Source organism: Pseudoalteromonas sp. SWXJZ94C, assembly GCF_015864385.1.
GTDB lineage: Bacteria > Pseudomonadota > Gammaproteobacteria > Enterobacterales > Alteromonadaceae > Pseudoalteromonas.
Map to the genome: position 1 here is coordinate 15,484 of NZ_JADYXF010000010.1, position 23,702 is coordinate 39,185.

At 38.9% G+C, this 23,702-nt stretch carries 16 protein-coding genes; 2 read left to right on the forward strand and 14 right to left on the reverse strand.

Features of this window, described 5'->3' with window-relative positions:
• Positions 1–74: 74 nt before the first annotated feature.
• From I6F65_RS05980 to I6F65_RS05990, 3 genes are all read right to left on the reverse strand, one after another.
• Positions 75–2,237: an SEC-C domain-containing protein gene (locus I6F65_RS05980; RefSeq protein ID WP_197111976.1), complete on the reverse strand. Its 2,163-nt coding sequence runs from the start codon at positions 2,235–2,237 to the stop codon at positions 75–77.
• A 195-nt stretch (positions 2,238–2,432) separates the two neighbouring features.
• Positions 2,433–4,658, reverse strand: coding sequence for an endo-1,4-beta-xylanase (locus I6F65_RS05985; protein WP_197111978.1), 2,226 nt, complete (start codon positions 4,656–4,658; stop codon positions 2,433–2,435).
• Positions 4,659–5,253: 595 nt separating this feature from the next.
• Positions 5,254–6,387 carry an endo-1,4-beta-xylanase gene (locus I6F65_RS05990; protein WP_166112529.1) on the reverse strand — a complete coding sequence of 378 codons (1,134 nt, stop codon included), beginning with the start codon at positions 6,385–6,387 and terminating at the stop codon, positions 5,254–5,256.
• Positions 6,388–6,502: 115 nt separating this feature from the next.
• Between I6F65_RS05990 and I6F65_RS05995 the strand changes: the two genes are divergently transcribed.
• A complete protein-coding gene (locus I6F65_RS05995) occupies positions 6,503–7,477 on the forward strand; it encodes an SMP-30/gluconolactonase/LRE family protein (protein WP_197111980.1) in 975 nt (324 codons plus the stop codon).
• Between the two features lie 143 nt (positions 7,478–7,620).
• On the opposite strand, the gene I6F65_RS06000 is transcribed toward I6F65_RS05995, so the two are convergent.
• The 9 genes from I6F65_RS06000 to I6F65_RS06040 form a co-directional block, all read right to left on the reverse strand.
• The gene (locus tag I6F65_RS06000) at positions 7,621–8,901 is read right to left on the reverse strand and encodes a glycosyl hydrolase family 8 (RefSeq protein WP_166112535.1); all 1,281 of its coding nucleotides are present in this window, start codon (positions 8,899–8,901) and stop codon (positions 7,621–7,623) included.
• Positions 8,902–9,114: 213 nt separating this feature from the next.
• Complete coding sequence (locus I6F65_RS06005; RefSeq protein WP_197111982.1) at positions 9,115–9,942, reverse strand: ThuA domain-containing protein; 828 nt, start codon at positions 9,940–9,942, stop codon at positions 9,115–9,117.
• A 7-nt stretch (positions 9,943–9,949) separates the two neighbouring features.
• Positions 9,950–10,681: a DUF6445 family protein gene (locus I6F65_RS06010; RefSeq protein ID WP_197111984.1), complete on the reverse strand. Its 732-nt coding sequence runs from the start codon at positions 10,679–10,681 to the stop codon at positions 9,950–9,952.
• A 5-nt stretch (positions 10,682–10,686) separates the two neighbouring features.
• Positions 10,687–12,171 carry a tryptophan halogenase family protein gene (locus I6F65_RS06015; protein ID WP_197111986.1) on the reverse strand — a complete coding sequence of 495 codons (1,485 nt, stop codon included), beginning with the start codon at positions 12,169–12,171 and terminating at the stop codon, positions 10,687–10,689.
• Between the two features lie 22 nt (positions 12,172–12,193).
• Positions 12,194–13,204 (reverse strand): cupin-like domain-containing protein, encoded by a 1,011-nt coding sequence (locus I6F65_RS06020; protein ID WP_024611006.1) that lies wholly within the window; start codon positions 13,202–13,204, stop codon positions 12,194–12,196.
• Between the two features lie 10 nt (positions 13,205–13,214).
• A complete protein-coding gene (locus I6F65_RS06025; protein ID WP_024611005.1) occupies positions 13,215–13,958 on the reverse strand; it encodes a SapC family protein in 744 nt (247 codons plus the stop codon).
• A 177-nt stretch (positions 13,959–14,135) separates the two neighbouring features.
• Complete coding sequence (locus tag I6F65_RS06030) at positions 14,136–17,165, reverse strand: TonB-dependent receptor (protein WP_197111988.1); 3,030 nt, start codon at positions 17,163–17,165, stop codon at positions 14,136–14,138.
• Positions 17,166–17,552: 387 nt separating this feature from the next.
• A complete protein-coding gene (locus tag I6F65_RS06035; RefSeq protein ID WP_197111990.1) occupies positions 17,553–18,620 on the reverse strand; it encodes a glycoside hydrolase family 43 protein in 1,068 nt (355 codons plus the stop codon).
• A 62-nt stretch (positions 18,621–18,682) separates the two neighbouring features.
• Positions 18,683–20,038 carry an MFS transporter gene (locus I6F65_RS06040; protein ID WP_007585185.1) on the reverse strand — a complete coding sequence of 452 codons (1,356 nt, stop codon included), beginning with the start codon at positions 20,036–20,038 and terminating at the stop codon, positions 18,683–18,685.
• A gap of 364 nt (positions 20,039–20,402) precedes the next feature.
• Here I6F65_RS06040 and I6F65_RS06045 point away from each other — a divergent pair, with 364 nt between their 5' ends.
• The gene (locus tag I6F65_RS06045) at positions 20,403–21,131 is read left to right on the forward strand and encodes an NUDIX domain-containing protein (protein WP_007585186.1); all 729 of its coding nucleotides are present in this window, start codon (positions 20,403–20,405) and stop codon (positions 21,129–21,131) included.
• A 193-nt stretch (positions 21,132–21,324) separates the two neighbouring features.
• Here I6F65_RS06045 and I6F65_RS06050 read toward each other — a convergent pair whose 3' ends face one another.
• Together I6F65_RS06050 and I6F65_RS06055 are read right to left on the reverse strand one after the other, a co-directional pair.
• Entirely contained in the window at positions 21,325–22,131 is an 807-nt protein-coding gene (locus tag I6F65_RS06050; RefSeq protein ID WP_166112556.1) for a hypothetical protein, read from the reverse strand.
• Positions 22,132–22,202: 71 nt separating this feature from the next.
• A complete protein-coding gene (locus I6F65_RS06055; RefSeq protein WP_166112559.1) occupies positions 22,203–23,702 on the reverse strand; it encodes a helix-hairpin-helix domain-containing protein in 1,500 nt (499 codons plus the stop codon).

Genomic DNA, 23,702 nt, shown 5'->3' on the forward strand with positions numbered 1-23,702 from the left:
ATCATAAAGCCAATTGAAATATACAATTAATCACTAATGTTCAACTAGTTACTTTAAGTTTTACTAGCATACCATTACAAGCAGCATTTCTTATATTTTTTACCGCTATTACATGGACAAAGTTCGTTTCGACCTATGTTATTCCTCCTCTTGTTTTTCGCATTAAAATCTATAAATTTTTGCGGCTTAGGCAGGTGCCGAACAATTTCTCCCATCTTAGCTGAGTATTGCCACTCAAAATCTAAAGTGACTCCAAATCTAAAGGATCCATCATTTGGTTGAATACATACGCCATGCCATTTACTTGCTTTAGTGGTATATTTTCTCTTCTCGCAATGATCACTTAAAGAGTTCAAGGCCACTTCTTTAGGATATCCATTTGTATGAATGGTAAATCCACAATCTGATTTATCAAAAAACATTGTTAAATCATGTGTTTTTCCATCCCTACAAGATAATTCCGTAATTCTATCAATTGCTTTATTGATATCACGAATAACATCACCACTAAGTGAAAGCAGTAAGAATGCAAAGTCTATTATATTAGTATTTTCCTCCTGCTCAATCTTCTTAATGAGACGATCTATAGGCGTACCTTCGTACTCAGTTAAGATCCCTACAGGAGTATCATTACCGGGAATACCTCGTCTACGTACCATCATTGCTAAATCTAAATCAGCACAAATATCGTCACCTAAGTACATATATGATAAATCATCTTCGATCCAAAGGTTTTTTCTAAGATGATAAGATAGTACTGTTAGTTCAAATGAGGCATGTACTTGCTTGTCATATGTTGCCCTTCTATTTATATAGCTCAGAAAATAAAATGGTCTATCTAGCATTTCAGTCAAAGTATCTAAGAAAAATACATCCATTACATAGGGAGATACAATTGATTCAGACTCTTGTGTTTTAAGAAACTGCTTTGACTGTGTGAATAGCGCTGGGTAATGATCTGATACTAAACAGATAATATAGATTTCTTTTAACTTTCCTATTCTTTTTAATTGTGTTCCATCTTCATGCTTGAAAGTATATTTATCAGGCTCCAACATAAATTCTGCACAAGAGTAGCCTTGTCCATAAGCAGCTTGTACTGCTTTCTCGAAATCACTCTCCAAGTTACTTTTATTACCTTGCCTCGCCAGCAAAGTTAGCTTCTTTGATTTTGCTTGTAAAACAATAGCCCTGTCAGCATATGTAACCAAAACATCTACTTCTCCAGCAATGTTTCCATCAGCACCGTAAATATTAATATTCTTATGTACATTTCCCTCACCAAACACTCTAATTAAGCGCTCATAAGCAAACTCTTCTGTAAAGTTTCCCCTATTTTTAAGTGCAGTAGACTTATAATTGGAATTTTCTAAAAACCAAAAAAACGGTGTTTCATAAAATGCTTCAACAAGGGAGTAATATTGGAGTAATAAGAACTCCTCCTCATTTATTTTAATGATTGGATAGGCGTTCGTTATATTAAAACTGTCAATAGAGGTATATGTTTCATTTAAACCAGATGCTGTGAAACTATCCAGTACATTCTTAACAATACTAAGGTCATATCGGCATGCCTTAACTACTTCTTCATAAGTAAAAGTGAAGGCAGGTAAAAATGTCCAGTCGGAAGGATCTTTAGTTACCATTTCTTTCATATTGCAATTTAAGTGCTCATTTTGAAGCCCTTCTAAGCAATAAATAACGTCATACGCCTGCTTAAGCGTGTAACCTTTATGAGCTAGAAAAAAATCACTATCTTTCTCATATTTCTTTAAACATAGGTCTCTATACTGAAAATGAAAAGCCGATTCGCCGCCATAAAAAATAGCTTCACGTAGCATCTCACCACTACTCATCATTTCACTCATTTTTCCCGGTTGAACTTGACCCTCTGTCAATAAATTTTCAGGGGATGAAATCAATGCGATATGATATTCATGTAAAAGCTGCTCTGCCTTATCTGCGTACTGCTGCACTTCTTGTGGTTCTGGTGTTTTGAATTCAATTCCGCGCTTAAATGCTAACCCAATAAGAGCCGATATTTCCGTGCGCACAAGCCTTTCCATAGAAAACTGCTGTAAAACATCTCCACTCTCAACCCCTTTATTTATATTGTATGAAAAAGTGTTATCTCTAAAACATAGATAAGCAATAGCGTGAACAAACCCTGGAGATGCGCTTAATTCACTAAGTTCTTTGAATATTTCAGCTTCGTTTCTTACATCTTTAATACTCATAATATCCCTTTATTTTTTTAGCATTTAATTGTTCTAGCTAAATGATAATATAACCTCAGTAAAAAAACGTATTATTCTTACTAGAAACTGTCTAGTAAAATAGGAAGCCAAAAACAAAAAAGCCCGCGCAAAAAAATAGTCTGTATAAAAATACAGACTATTTACTCTGGGGTTAATTACTTTTAGTTAGGTTTATTATTCGACCAAGGTTACCGATACATCATCTACATAAAAATCTACAGTCAGCTCATTTGACTCAACATAAAGTAAAGCGGCGCTTTCCTGTGTTGTAATTGAATGTGTGTAAGTACCTGATAACTGTACCCAGTCGCCTGCTGCAACTGTTGTAACAGGTGTAAGCTCTAGGTACTCAGTGCTAGTGTGCTCTATTTGTAGCGTGAGTTTTATATCTGGTGAAACGGTGCTGGTATCGTCAGATAACTTAACCCATGCAGATACGTTATAGGTTTTGTCTGCTGTAAATAAGCCTTTTACATCCTTTTGTATGCCATTCCACGTTTCAGTTCGCCCTTGTACTAAAGCGCTATTATTGCCACTGTGGGCTTGGGTTGACTCTAAGGTTATGCTTGCACTGCCACGCGCTTGCCATGAATCAAGTCCGGCTTCAAAGTCGCCATTAGTTAGCAGCTCTGATGAAGGTGCTGGTTGACCTACTTCAATTAGCTCTTTTAATGCATTAGCAAATCCTTGTAAGGCAGGCTTTGCAGTAAAGTCATTAAAAAATAATAGTGGCCATTCTGTTGTCGGCTCTGGCCAGTTTTGTAACCAGCTATCCTCGTCAATTACGCCCCAAATAGTTATGCCACCGCGCTGATCTTCAGGTACAGTTTCTAGGTATGTTTTAACAATATCGTAGTAGTACTGCTTTTGTTCATCCGCTCTTTCACTGGTTAGGTAAGTTAGAGGAATGCCGCCTTCATTGTTCATACGAACATCGAGTTCGGTAATTTTTACTTTAATTTTAGGGCGAATATCGACCACTTTTTGAAGATGTGCCTGAATGGTTGAAATATCAGGGCTGTTAAGTGAAATATGAGATTGAAACCCAATACCATCAATAGGCACGCCGTTGTTGTGAAAATCGTTAACCATAGATATAACGGCATCTAATTTATCGGCATTCCAAATCAGGTTGTAATCATTGTAGTATAAGTCGGCATCGGGGTCGGCCGCTCTTGCTGCTTTATAGGCTAAGGGTAAAAACTCAGCGCCTATGTTTTCAAACCATACAGATTCGTCGGCGCTGTCGTCAGTGGTTTTTTCACCACGGTATTTACCATTTTCCATAAACGCTTCGTTAACTACATCCCAGCTAACTACGGTATCGTTATTACCCTCTTCTTCAAAATGAGTGGCAACTTGAGTGATGTGATTTTCCATCATGGTTATCCACGCGGCTTTATCACCTTGAAAGCTCTGCATCCAAGGCGCAATTTGCGAGTGCCACACAAAAACATGGCCATGTACCGTGAGTGAGTTGTCTTTGGCGTAGTTAACTAGCTCATCAGAATCATCGTAAAAAAATTCGCCTTGGGTTGGTTGTAAATAGGTAGGCTTCATAATATTTTCAGCAGAGAGCTGATTAAAGTGTTGTTCAATAATCGTTTTAATCTCTGGTCTGTCTATTACGCTGTTACCAAAACCACCCGCTGGCACAGCCACACCAATATTAAAATTAGGTGCCAATGCTTTTAAACTTTGCGCTGTTACTTCGCTATATTGAACATCAGGTATTTCTTGTGCTGGTACATCGTCTAAAATAAAGCCTGAAAATTCGTCTAGGTATATAGACTTGTTAATGTTCTCTTCTTTTGAAAAGTGAATTGCCAGCCTTACTAAAGAGTCAGCTTCGGCCGTTGCAGCTGTTAATGTAATTTTTTGCCACTCTCCCGTGAGTGTTTCTTTTACTAGGCTAAGTTGACCATAATCTGGAGCGGGTGTTTGAATCCAAAAATCGGCACTGGTTCCCTCTTCACCTTTGGTCCAAACACTAAACTCATAATTTTTACCTCCGGTAATAGGAAGGTCTTCATAAGCTATTTCAATACCCCAAGGGTTATCACCTAATTCACTAACGATAACCTCTACCGCTTTTGTCCCTTTATAGGTATTAATGCCTTCTTTTGATTCAATTACTTTTATAGTTGAAGAAGCGCTTAATTCTTGAACAGGTCTAAATACCCAATTTCCGACGGGCGTTGTTTGACCTGCAGTGTCTTCCTCTAATCCACCATTAACTATTTCAGCCGCAATTGGGGCTTCAGGCTCTGGAGTATCAGGTGCTACCACTTCCGGTATTTGTACTTCAGGTATCTGCGTATCACTTTTATTACCCCCGCACGCCACTAATAGCGACACTAAGGTCACTAATCCGGTGTTACGAAAAATCGATCTTTTCATTTTTTATTCCTTAGACTAAAGCAATAAATGAGTCGTTTTTTAACTAGATGCAATAAACGTCATTTAAGTGAATAAATATGCTCAAAGTGTTTTTTACAACACTTTCAAACTATCTATTATTCAATATGACTACAACTTACTAGTAAAAATAGACTGTCATCTATATTTATTATTGTAATATCTCTTTAATTATTAATATTCACCTTGTAAAAAACACAAAGAGAATCTAATAATCAATTAGTTATAGTTAAGGTTTAAATTAAATTTTTATTGTTCTATATCGTGTGTGTGAATATACAATCATTAAATTAACCTAAAACCAACACTGTTATAGTCTAATTAACAATAAGTATCAAGATTAAAATTTGTTCTACTTTTATATTTGCCTAGGTGGTTAAATCGTAAGGTGAATACTTTTATAAAAGACATAGTGGTATCTGAACGTATAACACTTGCGTAAAATCAGGATATTTAAAATCACTAACTAGCTAAGTTAGTGAAGCGGTTGCTCATTATTTTTCTTTGTAACAACTTCAAACACAAAAAAGCCGAGTATTTAAAAACACTCGGCTTTACATTTTACACATTAAATTGCTTACTGAACTACATCAGCAATTGTTTTAATAATCGGTTTAGGATTTAAATTACGATCCCATAATAATGGGTAGTTTGTTCTGTTTGGGATTGGGTAGTCGTTTTTCCACGACATACCATCGTGTAATCCCCAAAAGGTTACGCGGTCTATCTTGTCGCGTTTTGCGTAAAACAGTTCAAACAAGGCTTTATAACGGGCGTTTAATTGCGCCTCTACGTCGCTAGGTAAGCCATTTTTGTATGGGTCGAGGTAGGTTTCAAACTCTTCTAACTGAAACTGTGGTTTCATCATATCGGTGCCGGTAATCTGCCCTTCTTTTGTTAAAGGCAGCACGTCTATATCAAGCTCGGTGATCATCACTTTTATACCCAGCGCGGCGTATGCATCAATGGCTTGTTCAATATATTGCATTTTAGGAAAGTTAAGCCCCCAGTGCGCTTGTATGCCAATGCCATCGATTCGAATACCTTCTTTTTGCAACATTTTGATCATACGTATAATGCCGTCTCTTTTTTCTGGTCGCCATGCATTAAAGTCGTTGTAGTAAAGCTCGGTATTAGGTGAATACTGCTGGGCGTATTTAAACGCGGCTTTTACCATTGTATCGCCATCACCTACGCGGTTAACCCACACAGTTGGGCGATAAGAGCCGTCATCAGCAATTACTTCGTTAACTACGTCCCATGCATCTACTTTGTTTTTATAGCGCCCTGCTACCAGCTCTATGTGTTTGCGCATTTGCTCTAACTGCTCTGCTGGGGTATTTGGCTCATTTTTGCTATTTGTAAAAAACCAGTCAGGCGTTTGGTTATGCCACACTAAGGTGTGGGCTACGGTAAACATGTTATTTTGCTTGGCAAAATCTATAAACGCATCTGCACCACTAAAATCGACCTTACCTTTTTGCGGATAAATTACTTCAGCTTTCATAGCGTTTTCAAGGGTGACTGTATTAAATTGCTTAGCAATAATTGACTGCGCGGCTGCGTTTTTGCCTGTCACTATATCTTGATTTACAGCAACCCCCATTTTGAATGAGTCTGCAAAGGTGTTTTTAAGACCTTGGTCTTGTGCAGCGTTTACGCTTAATGATCCTGCAAGTAAAAGCAGGCTGAGTGTGTGTTTTTTATGCATGTGTGTGCTCCGTTGAATCGTTATTATTTTCGATAAATATCATACAACGAAAAAAATAAATGATATAGTCAAAATGACCATTAATTATAAATTAAACAAACCTGAGTAAACGTCTATGCTAAAAACACACAAAAAAACGCTAAGCCTAGTTGTATTAATGCTCTGTTTTAATAAAGCAGCGCTGGCACAACAACCTGAAAATACACCTTTGTTAAACGCTGTAAACAGCCAAAGCAATGAGCAGTCGCCATTAATAAAGGGCGTAACACCCACACTCGTTAGTGACAATTTATTATTTTTAGAAGGCCCAACGTGGTCAAACCAAGACAATTCGTTTTATTTTTCAGAAATGAACTTTGCAAGCTCGCAAGCACTCGGCCCCGATTCGACCATTTATAAATTAGTGCTGCCCAATATCCTTACCACTTATTTAAAACACAGTGGTACAAACGGTTTGTATGCCAAAGGAGAGAGCCTCTATACGCTTAACCACAGTACGCAGTCGCTTTCTAAAATTAATATAAAAAGTAAAACTAATACCGTGGTAGTTAATGAATTTGATGGGCTAAGCTTTAGCTCGCCAAACGATATGACTATGCATAAAAATGGCGACATATTTTTTACCGATCCTAACTGGCAAATAGGCGAACGCACTCAACAAATGCCTTATACCGGTGTGTATAAGTTAAGTAATACAGGCGTACTTAGTTTAATTGATGCCACGCTTGAAAAACCCAACGGTGTTGCTCTATCCCCAGATCAACGTACCCTTTATATTGGCGACTTTAGTAACCGCGTAAGCAAATACACTATTGATAAAAACGGTGAGATTTCACCGCGCGAAGACTTTATTAAAGTAACCTCGCCCGATGGTATAAAAGTAGACTCTGCTGGCAATATTTACGTTAGCAGCCACAAAAAAGGCGTTATTAATATTTACACGCCAAGCGGCTTACTTATCGATAAAATTGAACTGGGCCCTAATGTAACCAACCTTGCGTTTGGTGGTAAAAATCGCAAAACATTATTAATAACCACCGCAAAGGGCTTGTTTACGCTTGATGTAAAAGTAGCGGGTTTGGCTAACTAATTAAGTACTTATTAAAGGGAAAGTTAAGCTCACTCGTTAAGCACAAAAACCGGTGTAACTTGGTTACACCGGTTTTTTATTATTTAAGTTTTTGCTGCCTAAGCTTTTGCTACTTAGATTTTTGCTACTTAGGCACCGTTATTTTAATTAAACGTGTTGTTATAAAACTTAAAATTGCCCGATACATGCAGCATAGCTAACATATATAACGAACCATTATAGTAGCGGTAGTTACCTGTTGGTTGTGATAAAGACCAGAAGTCATTAAAAAACTCATTTGCTTGCCCAGCGTTTGTTGAAGCAAGTAACGCTACTGCATTCGCGGCTTTTTGACCTTCACCTGCGCAGCCTTTGTTTTGCGCTCCACCGTACGAATACACTTGCTCGTAACAGTTTTTACTGTTGTTTGTTTTTGCATAACTTAAAAAGCCCAGTGCTTTATTTACTGCGCTTTTATGCCACGCTTGAGCACCCATTAAATGCGCGTCTAAACCCACATTCATAATTACGCGCCATGCATCAAATTCATACCATTGACCTGGGTTTGCTTGGCCGTTAAAAATGTAGCCAATAACAGGGCTGCCATCTAAGCGCGATAAAAATGTAGGTAAGTTCCAATGCGGATTATCATTCACTTTTGTAAAATGGTTTTTAAGTAAGGTTCTACTTTTTGTAGCCACTTGTCGCCAGTAATTTTTGTCGGCTTGATTAGTCACGTTATTTGCAAAGTAGTCGTAAAACGCAGGTATGTGATAAGAAGGGTCTGTTAGGTTATCAATGTAAGGTGAAAAACGGATTATTTGGTTTTGCATCAGCTTGTTTTTAATTGTGTTTAACATGGTAATGGCATCAGCATAATAATCAAATTCGCCCGAATTACCCCAACGGGCTGACGCATTAAGTAGTGCGAACGCAAAGTACTCTTCGCCATCAGGTGCAGGGCCTTCATCTACTTTATAAACAAAGCCGTTTTGATTAAGCTTTAGTTTCCACGCGTAAACGCCTTGTTTTTTTACATCAGGGTGATTGTCTGGATTTTTTTGATACGCTTTAGCAAAGCGCCATAGGTTATCAAATTCTTCTTGCTTGTAGAGCATAACAGCGGCGGTCATTCCCCACGATTGCCCTTCTGTTCTTATATCGTCGCCTTCGTCTGGGTTAATTGCTTTTATGTAGTGTGCTTTATAAACACCGTTTTCGGTGTACGGGTAGTAAAGTTGTTGAGTGTTGTTATAGCCAAACATATTGTCAAAAGTACTATTCACCTTTTGCTGTATATTTGTTTTACCCATTTCTTGTGCGAGGTTACGGTATGTCCCTGAACTGTCGGCGCCTACACTCGATGGGTTATTATTAAATGCAGCAAGTGATTGATAGCTTATTAGTGTTAACAATAAAGTTGTTATTTTAAAAAATACTTTCATGTTTATCCTCTTTATTTAAATTATATCAGCGTGCAAATTTAATATAGTCTTTTTGACCATTTGATCAAGCAATTCTCAAAACTATTTGTTTATTTTATAAACTAAGTGAAATGAGTGAGGTGTTTAAACAGTGCCTAAAATGCAAAAGGCCGCTTAAAAAAGCGGCCTTGAACGATGTAAATAAAACTAAAAAGTACATTTATGAGTTATTCATTAATTACTGCTTTTTAACCCTTTACCTGTTGCAGCCCAATAAATACCGCCATAAATATGCTCGGTTAAAAACTCACTGCTATACACCGCATTAGTATGCCCAAGAGCGGTATAAAATGAGCGGCCGCCATCGTAATTGTGATACCACGAAATAGGATGAAACGCCCCCATACCCGAGCCTGTTTTGCTATTACCCCAATCGGCAGTTGGGTTGTAACTTTGCTCATCAACCGTGAGTAAGTAGTTTAACTTAGTTAGCTCAGGCCCAAACTCGTACCATTCGTCTGTCCAAAGCATTTCCTGCGGCATATGGTTTAAGCCAATAAAGCGAGTATTAGGCACTTTGCTTAATACACCGGTTTGAATAACAGGATGAATGTTAAAGGTGCGCCCCACCAGCTTTTGATACCACGCCCAGTCGTATTCGGTGTCTGATGCGCTATGAATACCAACAAAGCCTTTACCTGCTTTTACAAATCGCTCAAGCGCGGCTTGCTCTTTTGGGTTTAAAATATCGCCTGTGGTTGATAAAAATACCACTACATCAACATTTTTTAAGTAATCGTCGTTAAAATAATGGCTTTCTTCGTGCCAAATTAAATTAAAAAAGTGCTTATCGGCTAAGCCTTCTAGCGCTTTAACGCCTTCGGTTTGCGACTTATGGTGCCACCCTGCGGTTTTTGTAAATAGCAGCACATTAAATTGCTTTTTAGGGAGGGTATCAAACCCTGTAGCATTACTTTTTTGCACTGTTGCCATACTCAGCGCCAATACAACAAAGCTTAATAGCCAACCCTTATATGCGAATCTAGGTAAAGAAAAAGACATAGTAATCCTATTTAAAATGAACAAACATATTAGCCGTTAGCCGCCCTGTTTGTGGACACGGTGAAATATCGGTAGACGTGTTAAGTAAACTGGTGTGCAGCAAATACCCAGGAAACACAATAAGCCTATTTGGCTTATATTCTATGTGCTTGTAGCACTCAAACTCACTGTGCTGCGTGGTGCAATAACTAGGCTTTGCATTATCTAATTCAAGGTACTTCTGAGCATATGTTAAATACGTGTTTTTGCGCTTTGAGCTGATTGTTTCAAACCCTGTTTTTTTATGTCTAAAAAATCCAGTGCCGCCGTGCGCTCCCTCTCCAAGGTAATGAATAATGGCAATTAGGTTAGGATCGTTTGTATCAAAGTGTGGCAAGGTTTGTATTGGTGATAGTTGCTGCTCCGTTTTAGTAATTAACGATAAGGCATTATCTTTTGGGTATGGGGTAAGTGTTTGCCCAATATTAAATACGTTATAAAACCCCTGTATAAGAGGCTTTAAGTAATCAACCACACATTGCTTTGGCAGCGGCATGCGTAAACCTGGGTATTGAGTGAGTTCGTCGGGTTTAAACTCTCCCTGATTTTGCGCATGATTTTCATCACTTTCATCAGCACTTTGCGCTAAGTTTATAAGTTTTTGCGGCTCACTAAGGTAGTCGTCAATTATAATAATTGGCGTTTGCTCTTGCCCTATAAACTCATACTGCGGCTGTAAATTATTGCCAAGTGTTAGCATAATACTTACTTAGCCTTGCAATAATGATTAATAAAATCAATGTGACTCGGTAAGCTGTTTGCCTTTTTAGCCACATGATTTTTTATAGATTCTAAAAAGCGTTTAAGCTCATCATCGCTCATGCTATCTACAATGGGGTGATAATTTTGCGGCACTAGCCCTTGCCCTAACATCACTTGTAACCACGATGCTTCGCCAAATAACTCTTGCTCTGCTTTATAAACATGCCCACTTTGCCTAAATAGCTCAAGACGTTTGGCAAGCGACTCTGGTATTGGCATGTTTTTACAGTAACGCCAAAAGTCGCTGTCGGTGCGCTGCGTTATGTGGTAATGCAGCACAATAAAGTCGCGGATATTTTCCGCCTCAAAGCGCATTTTGTTATTAAAGTCATCTTGATAGCACGAGTCAATTGCTTTGGTTGGCATGTTTTGCATTAATCTAATAATGCTTTGCTGAATTAAATGAATACTGGTTGATTCAAGCGGCTCAATAAAACCACTTGCCAAGCCAATAGCCACACAGTTTTTGTTCCAATGTTTACGCCGTGTACCGGTGCGGTATTTAATAACGCGCGGCTCATTAATAGGTTTGCCTTCTACGTTATTAAGGAGCGCTGTTTTTGCCTCATCATCGCTCATGTATTTACTACAAAACACTAAGCCATTACCACGGCGGCTTTGCAGCGGTATTTGCCACTGCCAACCACATTTATGTGCCATTGCACGCGTATATGGCACTATTGGGCTTACTAATTCGGTTTGTACTGCTACTGCGCTGTCGCACGGGAGCCAATGGCTCCAATCTTCGTATCCGGTGTGTAGCGCTTGCTCTATTAATAAACCTTTAAAGCCGGTGCAATCTATAAATAAATCGCCCTCAATAATTTGCCCGTCACCTAAAGTAAGCGATTTTATAAAGCCATTAGTGGGCTCTAAGTTAACTTTACTTATCATGCCTTCTATACGTTTAGCGCCGTTTTGCTCTGCAAAATTTCGTAAAAACTTAGCGTACAAACCGGCATCTAACTGATAAGCATGGTTACGGTCTTGATTCGGCACTACGGCAAATTTACCCAAGCGACTTGCTACGTGCTCTGTGCAATAATCACCAATATCGGCTGCTACACCTTGTTGCATACCTTTTAGCCAAAAGTGCTGAAAACCTGCAGCCCAACAACCTTGCCCCACATAACCAAATGAGTGAAAGTAGCTTTGCTGGTTTTGTTTCCAGCCCTCAAACGATATGCCTAATTTAAACGTGGCGTTAGTGGCTGCCATAAATTCTGATTCACTAATTTTTAGTAAATCGTGAAATATATGCAGCGTAGGAATAGTTGACTCCCCGACCCCTACGGTAGGTATTAAATCGGATTCAACCAAGCATATTTCAATATTTTTACCTAGCAGCTTTGCCATTGCAGCGCTGCACATCCAACCAGCGGTGCCGCCACCTGCTATTACTATTTTTTTAATTGCATTTTGATTCATAATTCAAACCTTACAAGTACGCTTAGCGTCTTAATTTATTTTGTAATTCGGCTCTTAATTTACGCGCTGTTAGCTCATCCATTGGCTTTGTTAAAATAGCCTGTGCGGGCTCTGGTATGTGGGTAAATTCGTTATCAGCAAATACATAGTAATTAAACAAGCGTTGCCATGCTGCTCGCTCATGCTTTGGTAAATTACGTATGTTTAAAATAGCAAGGTGCAACGCATTAGTAGGCTGCCCATACACCGCAGGCGTATTTTTAAACCAATAATTAAACAGTATATTTAAACTGCCAAGCCCCTCTACTTGGTGCCACCACATGCTGGGTAATATAAGGGCATCGCCGGCTTCAAGATCAACGGTAATTGCCGCTTTTATTGCCTGCTCAAACTTAGGGTATTGCGTGAAGTTGGGCGCAGTTGTGGTGGTTAAGCTTATTGGCTGACCACCGGGTGCCTTATCAAGCGGGCCTATGTATAAATTATCTATTTGATCGGGGGCAAATAAAGTAAAACGCCTTTTACCTGCAACACAACATGCTAAATTTTGCGCTACGTCGTAATGTGCTGGTACGGTAACTTTTCCGCCTGCCCATACATTAAATAAACAGCCTTCGCTTAATGCGTTAACATGGCAGTGTTTAACCAAAGCAGGTAAGCACTGTGCAATGCTGGTAGAGCCAATGTATAAAGTGTCGGCTTGTGGGCTATTTGCACTTTGCGTTATTTGCTCAAGCGCATTAATAAATGCAGCTTGCTGATTAGTAAAGTTAAAACCGCTCAAATCGGGGTTATACCCTACAACCCCGCTTTGACTGGCAGGTATTGTGCAAGTATTAACTAAAAAACCTTCGTAAAACGGCGTTAAATAATCAATCGCTGCACTGTCTGACTTTTTAGCAGCAATAACTAAGGGCCAATCGCTTACAAACCCTTTTAGTACAATAGGCACAGGCGAGTTTAAAAGCTCCTTGGGTAACGTACTGGGAGTTAAGCCACTCAGCGTTTGAATATTATTTGCTAAACTTTCCATAGCTAAGTACTTACACAGCGTGCTTTTGTAGCATAAGTTGCTCGTTTTTAAGCGCCACTAAATCACGCACATGTACTTGCGATGCAATGATCATGTATATACACGCTAAATATCCTTGCGAATGCAGCTGTGTAATTACATCGCTACTTAGCTGGTTAAGCGACTCTTCGTTTATGGTATAAAAACCAAGTAAGTTATGTTTAAGCCCGTTTACTAAATCAAGCTCTAGCGATACCGATTCAAGCAAACCATGTTTAATTAAGGTTTTAATAAAGGGCTGGTTTTGTTGTAGACCGTGATGCAAGTTGTCGAGCACATTTATTATGTTTTCGAGGTAATCACTATTCCCGCCGTGTTCTAAAAATAAGTTAATACCCTGCTTTGTTGACACTTTTGGCGAGTCTAAATCAATACTTAACATGCGCTCTTGCGTTGCTACACCGTTTTGCATTGTATTTTGAGTCGCAATAGCAAAAGGCAGTCGCTGCATGCTGAGCGGAATGTAGTGTGCTTGCCATTGTTGGTTTACTAAAAATAAGTTTTCGTCTTTGTTTATGCCGTATAAACACACCGGCGAAAATGTATTTTTTGTATCGTCTTTGGTAAAAAATATTGGGTAATGTGCTTGAGCGACTCTAAATTCACTCACAAATGTTTCGCTGTACCAAACCCCGTCACCTAGGTGTGTGCTGCGTGCAGGGTTTATTTTTAAATGCTGATGTTCAACATTATTTAATAATGCATGATTGGCCATGGATTGTGTGCTCCAATTGTTGTTGTGTGCCTTTACCTATTGCTACACATTAAATGTAACTAATAAGTTAAATTCACATTGACTATAACAGCTGGATATTATTATTACTAGGTTAATTTAGGCAAATAAAAAAGCCGCAAAATGCGGCTTTTATAAGGTTGCTACAAGGGTAATTTATTAAAAATTATAACGAACACCTAAACCGTAACGAGAGCCTGTTTGAGTGATGTTATAAATCAACTGTTGCTTACGCCCGTACGATGTTACGTACTCGTCGGTAATGTTTATACCTTCAATAAATACAGTAAGTCCCTCTACTGCTGGTACTTCGTAACTTACGTTAAAGTCTATTTGGTAATACTCATCGGTGTAAATTGGTGCGGTTAAATCGCCATTTACACGACGTTCATTTAAAAACGAGTCGCGCCAGTTATACGCAATACGTGCTTGTAAGCCTTCTTTATCGTAAAAGAACACCACGTTTGCAGTATCACTTAACCCTACGAGTGCTTCTGTATCCTCTAGCGAATCGTTGTCGTATTCAAGACCCGAGTCAACCATGGTGTAGTTAAAAATACCGCCAAAGCCTGACTCACCAAATAAGTGCTGAATATTAAATTCAAAGCCATCAATGGTGTATTCTTGGTCGCCATTTACAGGCACGTTTATTCTAAAGTTAATTGGATCATCTGAGTCTGGGTCACCAACAATTGTGCCGCCGTCTAACTCACCATCTTCATCAAATTTAGGTTGCACATTTGGATCATCAGCAAAGTTTTCAAATATGTAATTTCTGATGTCTTCGTTAGATGCATTACTACCTAGAGCACTTGATGCAGCTCTAAATTTTTCACCATTTAATGGATCCGCTAAGTTAAATATATTTGAGTCGATAGTGCCTGTAGTTATCCAGTTTGTTACGTCTTTTTTAAAGTAACCAAACGAAATATAGCTTCCTTCGCCGTAATACCATTCACTTGATAAGTCGTAGTTAATTGATTCAAGCGGTTTAAGTCCTGGATTACCAGACCCACCCGAATAACCACTTAAACTACCGCCGGTATTAATAGTTGTGCCGCCTTGCAGCTGACCATAACCCGCTCTTGAAATAGTTTTGCTTGCTGCTGCGCGAATCATTACATCTTCAACAACTTCAATATTAAAATTAATATTTGGCAGGAACTGGCTGTAATCTGCCGATTGGCTTAGCGTTTCAATACCGGTAACACCCGTTACTGATGTGGCTGTATCTTCGTTCCATTCTACGCGGCTGTAGCCGGGTGCGGTTGCTTTAGAATATACGTCTGTTTTTTCGTAGCGTAAGCCAACTTGTAGATCGAAGAACATGCCGCTCAATTCGCCTTTGTAATTTACTTGTGCAAAAGCAGACTGCGTTTTTTCTTCAGTAAAGCGGTTTGTTGCTGCATCCCAATCGGTTGAGGCACAAAATTGTCCTTCCCCGTTTGGTCCTGCCGCTGCGCCGTCGGCTGCTTTACAATCACCGTAAAGGTTATCTACGTTGGCAATCGGATCTGCGTACTCTGCTGCATTTACAATCGCGTCAAAGTCGGCAAAAAAGATTGTATTAAATAAATCATATTCGCCTTGTGTTGCAGTGCCTTCAAAATTACCCGCTTTAGCTTGAAACTTATCTAAAATAGTATCTTGGCGCCAATCGATATCAGCAAAGTCGCCCTCAACACCAACTCCACCCCAATCTGGGCGCTGTACTTGCGTATGACGATAATGGTTATTTACTTTATTAACCGCAACGCCAAAATCAATACTTAAACTGTCGTCAAAGAAGTACTTACCTGAGATTTGTGTTTGATCGATTTCTGAATCGTATTTGTCGTTTGCAAACCAGCTACCCGATAAACGCATGGTTTCTGGCGTGAAATTTTCAATGTTACCAATAGCAATACCTGGTAAGTCACCGGTTAAATCAAGCCCTGTACGCGAACGAGTGTACGACGGTAACTGAATATTATTACGTGTACCGTGGCGTGGATCAGTTGCTTTCATTGATGCTTTTGAACTGTGATGATCAAATTCTAGGTTAAGCTGATCCGATACCGCCCATTCTAGGTTAAAGCCTAATGAATCTGTTTTTTCTTCGCGACCCCAAGAACCTACCGTAAGCGACGTATCGCGGTAGTCGGCATCACTTTGAATGTCATAAATTTCTGAGTAAATAAGTGGATACGCGTTAGGCTCGCCCGCCCAAACAGATTCACTTCTGTCGCCAGCGTAGTTAAACCATACTGAAGCATCAGTGTGCTGCTCTTCAACGGTTGTTTTAAAGCCCGTGTAATCAAGGGTTGCTGTAATATTTTCAACAGGTTGATATTGAAATACCAACTGACCATTTACACGTTCACGTTGACGCTCTTCAAACACATAACGTGGTTGTTGCGGGTTTGAGTAAATGCCTGATGTAGGTCTGTTTGTTCCGCCTTCAGCGCCTGCAGGTACGCCGCCCCATCCTGTATTTGTGTAATCAGATGCTCTGTAGCCTTGATCTTGAATAAACTGTTGCATACCGCTTTCACGGTCTTGGTAGCTACCTGAAATCGAAATACCAAACTTGTCATCCCCAAATGTTTGCGAATATAAACCGCTTACCTCTGGTGTAATGCTACCCTCGTCGGTAGATTGATCGTCTACAGCTTTAACGCCAAACGATGCTTTTATACCTGGGCTATTTAAGGGTCTGTTGGTTGTTAAGTTTATAGTTGCACCAATGCCACCTGAAGTAACACTTGCGTCTGATGTTTTATAAACTTGCACGCCCGATACGCTTTCAGATGCGACATTTGCAAAATCAAATGTACGGTCACCTGTTGTATTTGGAAGTTGGCGGCCATTAATTGTAATTAAGTTATTAGCAGGTCCAAATCCACGGACTGTTACGCGGCTACCTTCACCGCCCGCTCTATCTATTGATACGCCGGTAATACGTTGTAGTGATTCAGCAAGATTGGTATCAGGAAATTTCCCCATATCCTCAGCCGAAATTGCATCGACAATACCAGAAGAATCGCGTTTAACATCCATAGAGCGCTGCAATGAACCTCTAATGCCTGTTACTTGTATTATTTCTACATCTTCATCGGCAACGGTTTCTGCAGCGTAGCTTTGGTGAGGAAGCGTAACGGTACCCATTGCAGCGAGTATGGCTGTTGAAATTATCTTTTTCTTAAACATCATGATGCCTTTTTCTTATTAAATTATTATTGACGTACTGCAAGACTTTAAGAATTACTCGAAACATAATTGTAAACTATTTGTTTCATTTTACGGTCAATAAATAATTATTGTGTGTGTATGTTTTAAACGTTTTACAAAGACCACAACCAGTTTTAAACATGTGCTACTTAACTAATAAATCTTTAAATAACAGCATGTTTATGCTAATTCTTTGTGCTATTTTTTACTTTAAAATGTTTTCATTTTTTCATATTTCCTCAGCTTCCTCTTATTTAGACCATTAACAAAATAAATAAATGGTCATATTGACTATATCTTTTTAATGCAAATAAAAGGCGTTGCAGTGCTCACGCAGATAATTTGCATTGTTTGTAACTATTTATATTAAGCGTGTTCATATGGGCTTATTGTTTGGATTTTTCCGTTTGAGTCGTGCTCAAGCTTAGCCATTTTCATACTGCGTAAATGGGTTTGTCCGCCCGACAACGTACTGTCGTGATAAAATAAAAACCAACCATCATTGTGCTTAACAATTGAGTGATGCGTGGTCCAACCAAGTACTGGGTTTAAAATAACGCCCTGATAGGTAAATGGCCCGTACGGATTATCGCCCGTTGCGTATACAATTTTGTGTGTATCGCCCGTTGAGTACGAAAAGTAATAAACACCGTTGTGTTTATGTACCCAAGGACCTTCAAAAAACCGGCGGTTGTTATCGCACACTGTAATTGGTGAGCCGCTCTCATCTAATACAACAACCTCTTTTACGTCTTCGCTTAGGCTGATCATATCTTCAGATAATTTTGCTACGCGCGCAGGAATTGCAGGTTCACTATTTTTGGGATACGTGTTTTCTTTGTTAAATTCGCTCGTTTGCCAATTTTGTAATTGGCCACCCCACAAGCCACCAAAATACAAATAATGGCTTGAGTCGTCATCTTCAAATACAGCAGGGTCAATACTAAACGTCCCTTGAATGCAATCGTCTTCGGCTTTAAATGGACCTGTTGGACTGTCACTTTTTGCAACGCCAATTCTAAAAATACCTTGCTGATCGCGCGCCGGAAAATAAAGGTAATACTGACCAAGTTTATGCGCTGCATCGGGTGCCCACATTTGCTTGCTTGCCCATTTTACGTCATCTACACAAAGTGCTACGCCATGATCTATGGCTTTACCTGAGCTTTCGTCAAGGGAAAACACATGGTAGTCGCGCATTGCAAAGTGGTCGCCGTTATCATTAATTTCATTTTTTGATTCAATGTCATGCGATGGATAAATATACACTTTGCCGTTAAACACATGCGCAGACGGATCGGCGGTATACATGTGATCAACTAATACATTATGATTTTGTATTAACGAGTTGGCTCGTTGTAAGTCTTTTAACTGTTTAAGTTCAGCGTCACTTAATCCATTAGATGGGGGTGCTGCTTGTGCTGTATTTTGCATTTTTACTCCTAGTATTGCCTGCCCACTTTGCACTTTTAAAAGGTGCAAAATGGACTGCTAAATTAGTTTATGGTTTTGTTATCAGCCAGCTGCGTTTGAATGCGCTTTACCTCAGGCTCGGTAAGTTTGTAACGTGTTATAAAAATTAAACATGCCACGGTACAAATTACTGGAATACCAGCAAAAGCGAGTAAAATGCCTGATAACGTGTGTTCTGATTGCTCTTGATTAGGCACGTATGCATAGCCAGATAATATCCACCCTGCAATAGCACCGCCAATTGCAAAGCCTAGTTTTATTGCCAATAAATGACCCGAAAACGTAACAGCGGTTAATCGGCGACCAATTTTTAATGCCCCGTAGTCAACCGTATCTGCCACCATCGAAAACATAATTGGGGTAATTATCATGTGGGCAAAGTTAGCAATAAAGTAGACGATAAAAATGGTGACTATGGCGTCGCTCTCAAGTACGTAAAACATGCTATGAGAAATAATTACGACAACTAAAGCGACTATAAATAGTGTTTTCTTTTCAATAAATTTGGTTAAAAAGTTGGTAGACACAGCGCCTAGTACTGAGCCAATTGCTGAGAGTGTTAAAAAGTTAGAAGTAAGTGAGGCTTCTCCTACGTAGTACTTAATATAATGCGGTGCTACTGAGGCTCTAACGCCAATTAATATTAATGTTGCTAGGCTTATAACGGCTATTACAACCCATTGATCGTTTTTAAATAAGCTTAAAAATTCAAGGAAGGCATTCTTTTTACTTTGCGCGGGTTTAACTTGTTTGGTTTCTTTGGTCATTTTAAAACACAGTAAAAAACAAGCCGCTGCAAGTCCGCCTAAAAACACCATGGCTAGTGGGTAACCTACTACATCGTCGCCGTCGCCAAAAAAAGCAACCAGCTTAGGCAGTGCCCATACAATTACAAGCAGTGCAGCCATTGCCATTGCAAATCGATATGACTGAAGCGATGCACGCTCTTTAGGGTCGTTTGTCATTACTGCGCCAAGTGCGCCATAAGGTATATTAATAGCGGTATAACACGTCATTAATAGCCCGTAAGTAAAGTAGGCATATATAAGCTTGCCCGTAGAATCAAAATCGGGGGTTATAAATGCTAAGCAAGCAAACACACCGTAAGGCACGGCTAAAAATAATATATATGGGCGGTAAGACCCCCAACGGCTGCGCGTTCTATCGGCAATGCTGCCCATTATAGGGTCGGTAATACCATCAAATAAACGAACCGCTAATAATAAGGTACCCGCAGCGGCTGCAGATAAACCGTAAACATCGGTATAAAATATCAACATAAAGTTAGCGACCATTTGAAATACAATATTACTGGCTGTATCACCAAGGCCGTACCCTATTTTTTCTTTAATTGTGAGTGTGTGTTTTGTGTTGTTCATGTGTGCTCAATTTTCAATGCAAATCGATATAGTCAAAAATACTATATGCATTTTTGGCACATGTAAACATTTATGTTACATTTTTAATCAGCCAGTAATTTATTTAATACATGGCGCTAATTAAGCGTTAAATTTACTAACATAAAAAGGTATTATTCGTTCAATAAAAAACCAATACCAAGCCAAAGTCGAATATCGGCGTTAACGCGTAAAAACAGGTACAGTGTATAAAGTGATTAATTAAATAGATGTGATTGTTTTAAATAGGAATTATAAAAGCTTTTTATTTGCGCTTTACCCACCTTTTATATACCCTTAATAGTCTTTATAACAATATCTTCGTATAGCTTTGGCTGAGTAATTTATGCACTATAAAACATCAAACATTTCTAACAACATCGACGAAGAATCGATTCCTGATGACTGCATTAGTAATCTAACCGTAGATAATATTGTATTTGCTATTCATGAAGGTAAGTTAAAGGTGTTGCTGGTTAAATATAATCGAGGCCTTGCAACAAGCCAATGGGGTTTAATTGGTCATTGGGTTCGTAAAGATGAAAACTTAGACCTTGCAGCTTTACGTGTTGTTAAAAGTACGACCGGTGTTGAAAACCTGTACTTAGATCAGTTAGGTGCTTTTGGTAACGTAGACCGCTACCCTGCCAGACGTATTATTACCATTGTTTATTATTCGCTCGTTCGCTTTGAAGAAACCAACCTTGTGAGCGGCGACAATGCTTTAGAGTGTGAATGGTTTGATGTAAATAGTGTACCGGCTTTAATGTTTGACCATGCTGATATTTTAAAAAGCGGCTTAGACTACTTACGCTACAAAGTAAGACACGAGCCTATTGGTTTTAGCTTACTCCCTGAAAAATTCACCCTGCTTGAGCTACAAGGAATTTACGAGTCGATTTTAAATAAATCACTCGATAAACCTAACTTTAGACGTAAGTTTCAAAAAATGAACTTATTAATAAACTGCAAAGAAAAACAAACCAACGTAGCTCACAGAGCCGCAACGCTTTATCGTTTTGACATAAACGTGTACGAAAAATTAAGAGAGTTTGGTTTTACATTTGAGTTTTAAATACAATGAATAATTGCAGTATTAAACATTGAAACGGGGAAATAAATACAACCCCCTCTTTTTTTAGATTATGCTATTAGCCTACTCGGTAGATTAAATAAAAGTGTTTATCAAGTTTTAGTTATTGATATAAAACTTGATAATATACAACATAATTAAATAGTTAAATTATGTTGTATATCAAAAATAAACGTTAGCTAATACCTTGCAAGCTTACTTCACAGTTTTCAATGCTAAAGCCTCTGTCTTTTGCTATTTTAACTTTACTGTTATCAATGTCTGAGTTAAAAAACACGTCGTTGCCTTCAATAGAAATACTGCCTATTTGCTTTTGCATCGCAATCCCGCTGCTTGTAAGCTTAATGTCCATGTCGTCTGTAAAACCAATTAAAATAGGATCTGCACCAAGTGTTAAATTAAAGCTGTGTGCTTTTGCTAATGAAACGCCAGTACCAACGGGCTTTAATGTGACGTTAATTGATGCTTTTCTAAATACCTCTTCTGATGTTGCAACCATAAGCCCAATTACAGCGCCGGTTACAATAACGCCCATGGTGTAGCTTAAACCTAAGTTCATTACAACAAGCCCAATTGCACCACCTACTGCACCGGCAATTAACGCTACTTGTGCTTTTAAATTAGGTATTCTTAATGAGGCAACATAACCTGCTGCGGCTCCACTAATACTCCAACCAATAAGTCGCCCCATCTCATCAGATAACATATTCATTGATAAAAATGCTAATAAGCCACCAGCAGCACCTATACCAAGCCCTTTAGATGCACCATTAAATATTTTATTGGTGTTATCCCATGAATTGCTTTGGTAGTAATTTTGAACATAAACAAGGGATGCACCAATTAATGCAGCATCAAGCGCTCCTGTAAAAACCCAACTACTAAAGGCTGATTCAAGAATACCTGTAATATGCGCCAAAATTGCACTCGCTAAACCGCCTACACCGGCGCCTGCTGCAAACAAAACTTTTTTATTTATCATTTTCCTTCCTATAGAAAATTAGTGTTTTAGTTACTGTATACCCAACTAAAAATATACATGTAAAGATTTAATCAACAGTCACTATCAACCATTTGAATATTTAATAATCGGTCACCTCTTTCATTACCAATGAGTAAATTAATCCCATCTGTAATTTGAATCTGACTTCCTACTGGGTAACTTTCTTTTGTGGTTGCATTTATTAGGTGAGGCATATTTTCGTTTACCAAATACCAAGCGTGATTATGAAAAACAAAATAGCCTTGTCGCTTTTTATCATGTGCTTGCAGCCTTTCGTTTGGTGTTACAAAACGATTGGTGTGCCATCTGTATAATGATTGGTTTGTGTAAACCATTAACCTGTGGTCATCAGAAACAAAGCGCCCTTTTTCTCTTTCAGAATAAAAGTTAATTACAGGAAGTAACCCGTTGTACTTGGTACCGCAAAAAGGGCATGTTGGCGAGAGTGTATTATCAAAAATATACCAGCCTTGTTTGCACTCTGCGTTAACGCATGGCTGAATCAAATCAATCGATTTAATTAATGCGCTTTCCCATTCATCAGCAGTTGGTCGGCTCTGTGGCGAATGAAGCCCGTCAATAAAAGCTCTTTCAAATAACTTACTTATGTATGGACCGGTAATTGAGTAAGGTAGTTTGTTGGTGTCTTTCCAAGGTAGCTCGGTTGGTTTTACTCTTTCTAGTTTTATTCGGTTGTCGGCGTTTGTAGGGTGCTCTACAAATAAAGCTTTTTCGCCCATGGATAAGGTTTCGTCTTTTTGCGGGTCTAAGTCTCTTACTTTGTCGCCTCGCAAAGGGTGGCGTAGTAATAAGTAGTTATAAATTAAAACAGCTAACGCGTGTCTATCTGTTGATATATTTGGTAAACACCTCGCTGGGTCTGTTTTAGATAGGTGCGCTGTGGCTACCACCTCAGGTGCAATAAAATCAGGTGTGCCTACTACGTCTGGCGGGTACTTTCCTGGTACAACCAAACCATCAACATCAATGATGGTCGCAAGTCCCTCTACAGGCGACACAAGCACATTTTTATAACTTAAATCAGAGTGAGCAAGCCCTGCTGCATGTAATCTGCGTACGGCTCTGGCAATAGTAAGGGATATTTTTAGGTATTTAGACCAATCCCCTTTTTCTCGGTTATCAAGAAAACGGTTTTGGTTATTTGCCGATGCAAACCATTTACCTTGTTTTTCTTTGCCTTTGATATTTAAAAAGTCATTATTAACTGAGCCATAATCAAAGAAAAAATGCGCCTGATACGAGGGTACAACAACGCCTATTCGACCGTCGTGTTCAACAATTTTTTCAGGCCAACAAAAAAAGCTTTTCCAGTAATCACCGGTTTCATGCTGAAAAATACTTTCGCGATACCGACCCGTGATCATTTCTAATCGTTCTATGCTTGCATGATCTAGCTCGTCTCTGTAAAAAGCGACCACGTAGGATTTGCAAGGGCTAAAGTACACATCTTTCATTGCACCTGAGCCAATGATCTCATCAACAAATTCTACAACAGAACCATCAAGTGCGTTTATTTTAATAACTGCCAT

Coding starts and splice junctions, on each gene's coding strand:
- I6F65_RS05980 (WP_197111976.1), bottom strand. CDS start 2,237: ATGAGTATTAAAGATGTAAGAAACGAAGCTGAAATATTCAAAGAACTT.
- I6F65_RS05985 (WP_197111978.1), bottom strand. CDS start 4,658: ATGAAAAGATCGATTTTTCGTAACACCGGATTAGTGACCTTAGTGTCG.
- I6F65_RS05990 (WP_166112529.1), bottom strand. CDS start 6,387: ATGCATAAAAAACACACACTCAGCCTGCTTTTACTTGCAGGATCATTA.
- I6F65_RS05995 (WP_197111980.1), top strand. CDS start 6,503: ATGCTAAAAACACACAAAAAAACGCTAAGCCTAGTTGTATTAATGCTC.
- I6F65_RS06000 (WP_166112535.1), bottom strand. CDS start 8,901: ATGAAAGTATTTTTTAAAATAACAACTTTATTGTTAACACTAATAAGC.
- I6F65_RS06005 (WP_197111982.1), bottom strand. CDS start 9,942: ATGTCTTTTTCTTTACCTAGATTCGCATATAAGGGTTGGCTATTAAGC.
- I6F65_RS06010 (WP_197111984.1), bottom strand. CDS start 10,681: ATGCTAACACTTGGCAATAATTTACAGCCGCAGTATGAGTTTATAGGG.
- I6F65_RS06015 (WP_197111986.1), bottom strand. CDS start 12,171: ATGAATCAAAATGCAATTAAAAAAATAGTAATAGCAGGTGGCGGCACC.
- I6F65_RS06020 (WP_024611006.1), bottom strand. CDS start 13,204: ATGGAAAGTTTAGCAAATAATATTCAAACGCTGAGTGGCTTAACTCCC.
- I6F65_RS06025 (WP_024611005.1), bottom strand. CDS start 13,958: ATGGCCAATCATGCATTATTAAATAATGTTGAACATCAGCATTTAAAA.
- I6F65_RS06030 (WP_197111988.1), bottom strand. CDS start 17,165: ATGTTTAAGAAAAAGATAATTTCAACAGCCATACTCGCTGCAATGGGT.
- I6F65_RS06035 (WP_197111990.1), bottom strand. CDS start 18,620: ATGCAAAATACAGCACAAGCAGCACCCCCATCTAATGGATTAAGTGAC.
- I6F65_RS06040 (WP_007585185.1), bottom strand. CDS start 20,038: ATGAACAACACAAAACACACACTCACAATTAAAGAAAAAATAGGGTAC.
- I6F65_RS06045 (WP_007585186.1), top strand. CDS start 20,403: ATGCACTATAAAACATCAAACATTTCTAACAACATCGACGAAGAATCG.
- I6F65_RS06050 (WP_166112556.1), bottom strand. CDS start 22,131: ATGATAAATAAAAAAGTTTTGTTTGCAGCAGGCGCCGGTGTAGGCGGT.
- I6F65_RS06055 (WP_166112559.1), bottom strand. CDS start 23,702: ATGGCAGTTATTAAAATAAACGCACTTGATGGTTCTGTTGTAGAATTT.